Annotated in this window: 2 protein-coding genes and 1 pseudogene; all 3 read right to left on the bottom strand. The window is 70.0% G+C overall.

Features of this window, described 5'->3' with window-relative positions; genetic code table 11:
- A pseudogene (locus AC1D12_RS31615) lies at positions 1 to 662 on the bottom strand (hypothetical protein); the annotation flags it as partial.
- Positions 659 to 1,774, bottom strand: coding sequence for a hypothetical protein (locus AC1D12_RS31610; protein WP_477845134.1), 1,116 nt, complete (start codon positions 1,772 to 1,774; stop codon positions 659 to 661). The gene AC1D12_RS31610 and the pseudogene AC1D12_RS31615, both read right to left, overlap by 4 nt.
- Positions 1,775 to 1,827: 53 nt before the next feature.
- Positions 1,828 to 2,147 (bottom strand): sugar phosphate isomerase/epimerase family protein (locus AC1D12_RS31605; protein ID WP_477845133.1); only part of this gene is annotated, 320 nt, incomplete at its 5' end.

Genomic DNA, 2,147 nt, shown 5'->3' with positions numbered 1-2,147 from the left:
ATGAATTTCTCGGAAAGGTAGGTGGAGTTGTCGCCCGGCAGCCGGTAGCCCTTCAGGAACGCCGCGATGGCGCCGCGGTCGACGTCGGCCGCGCCGAGCCCGTCGGTCTTCTGGGCGGCACTCGCGACCACGCCCAGCAAGGCCATGAAGCCCTGGTTCGAGGTGGCGGGGTTGGACAGCGCGTAGCTCAGCTTGCCGGCCTTCGCCGCGGCGGCGATGTCCTTCCAGGTGACCTTGGCGGCGCGCTCCGGCCGGTCCCAGCCGAGCTGGCGGGCTGCCGATTCGCTGAGGCCGAGGGCGATCGGCGACAGCATGATCTTCTCCTGCAGCTTCACGCGCGACTGGCCCTGCGCGTCGGACAGCAGGTACTTGGCGTTGGCGAACCAGGCGAGGTCGGCGCCGGACTGGCCGTTCAGCACCGCCTCGGTGCTCTCCATCGTGCCGCCGAAGCGGAACTGCAGGTTCACGCCGGTGGCCTTCAGCACCATCTGCTGCAGCGGCTCGATGTCGCGCAGGTCGGTGGTGGCCAGCACCTGCAGCGCCGGTGCTGCGGGCGGCGGTGGCGGTGTTGGCGTGGCGGCGGTGTCGGCCGCCGGCCGGTCGCAGCCGGCGAGGGCCATGCACAACAGCGCCACGAGCGAGACACGCAGGGCAAGCCTCATTGACCCATCTCCTTCGTCACCACGTCGATCATTTCCGCCATCAGTTCGAACGACGGCGGGTCCACCACCTGCGTCAGCCGGGTCTCCACCGCGAGGCCGGTCGGCTGCACGGCCTTCGCGAAGCGGTYGGCATCGGCGATGCGAAAGCCGTGCTGCAGCGCGATGCCCTGCAGCTCGGCGTCGTTCGACAGCAGCGCACCGAGCGCCTTCGCGCGCTCGCTGGTGGCGACGAACACCAGCTTGTTGGTGATGGTGGGTTGCGGGTACAGCAGCACCATGCCGCCGCCGATGCCGCCCTTGGCGAGCGCATGGCCGACGATCTGGTTCTCGTAGATCCATGCGAGCGGCGTCTTGCCGATGCCCTGCGACACGTAGTCCTCGAAATTGCCGTTGACGTAGTTCTCCTGGTAGCCCTGGYGCTTGAAGAGCTCGGCCAGCCGCAGCGCGGTGCGGCGCGCGGTGTCGCGGTCGCTGACGGTCTCGCCGTTCAGCGCGCTGCTGGCCAGCGCCAGGAACATCGCGGCCGAGTTGCTGCGCCGCACGTCGGTGGTCGACACCAGCACGCTGCGGCTCACGTCGTAGGCTGCCGCGTGCTTCAGGTCCTTCCAGCGCTTGCGCGCCAGCATCAGCTGCGTCAGCTTGTCCATGTCGACGCCGTACACCTGCGGCTGCAGCGGGCGGGCGATGCCGTTGTCGACCAGGATCCTCGCGATCGGCTCCCAGGAGGCGATCACCAGCGGCGTGTGGAACGGCGAGTACGAGGCGGTCGCGATGCCGGCCTTGCGGCCAGCTTCGGTGACCTGGGTCGCGGCGACCACGCCCGACGGGAAGAAGAAGTCGGGGCTGGCGCCGGGCGCCACGCGCGCCGCCATGTCGCGGCTGCCGATGCGGGTGACCTGCACCGGCMGGCGGTGGTCGGCCAGCACCTGCACCACGCGCGGGTTCCTGAAGAAATCCTCGACGTCGACCGCGATCAGGCCGGTCAGTGCAGTCGCCGCGGCCGGCTCGGTGGCGGCCAGCTGCGCCGGAGCGCCTCGCAGCGAGAACCAGAGTGCCCCGCCGAAACCTCCCAGCAGGGCGAGCGTGACCAAGAGCCTGGCCGTTTTGTTCATGAAGACGCGACCGTCAATGCAGACGGCGCGAGTCTAGGGCCTCTCGGGGTGGATCAGACGGCGCTGCGGTGCCGCGCGATGCAGGTGTCCAGCACCTCGCCGCCCGGCCGCTTCCACCAGTCCTCGCTGGAGAAGATCTCCACCTCGCTGTAGCCCGCGTAGCCGGCGTCCTCGACCCAGCCGCGGATGCGCGGGATGTCGATCACGCCGTCGCCCATCATCGCGCGGTCGTTCAGCAGGTCGCGCGTGGGCACGCGCCAGTCGCAGACGTGGAAGGCCAGCAGCCGCTCGCGGCCGGCGCGTTCGATCTGCGCCTGCAGCTTCGGATCCCACCACACGTGGTACACGTCCAGCGCCACGCCCAGCGCGCCGC

Source organism: Rhizobacter sp. P1_G5 (genome assembly GCF_056405435.1).
The sequence above is the reverse complement of the archived record's forward strand: the minus strand, read 5'-3'. Positions and strand labels throughout refer to the sequence as shown.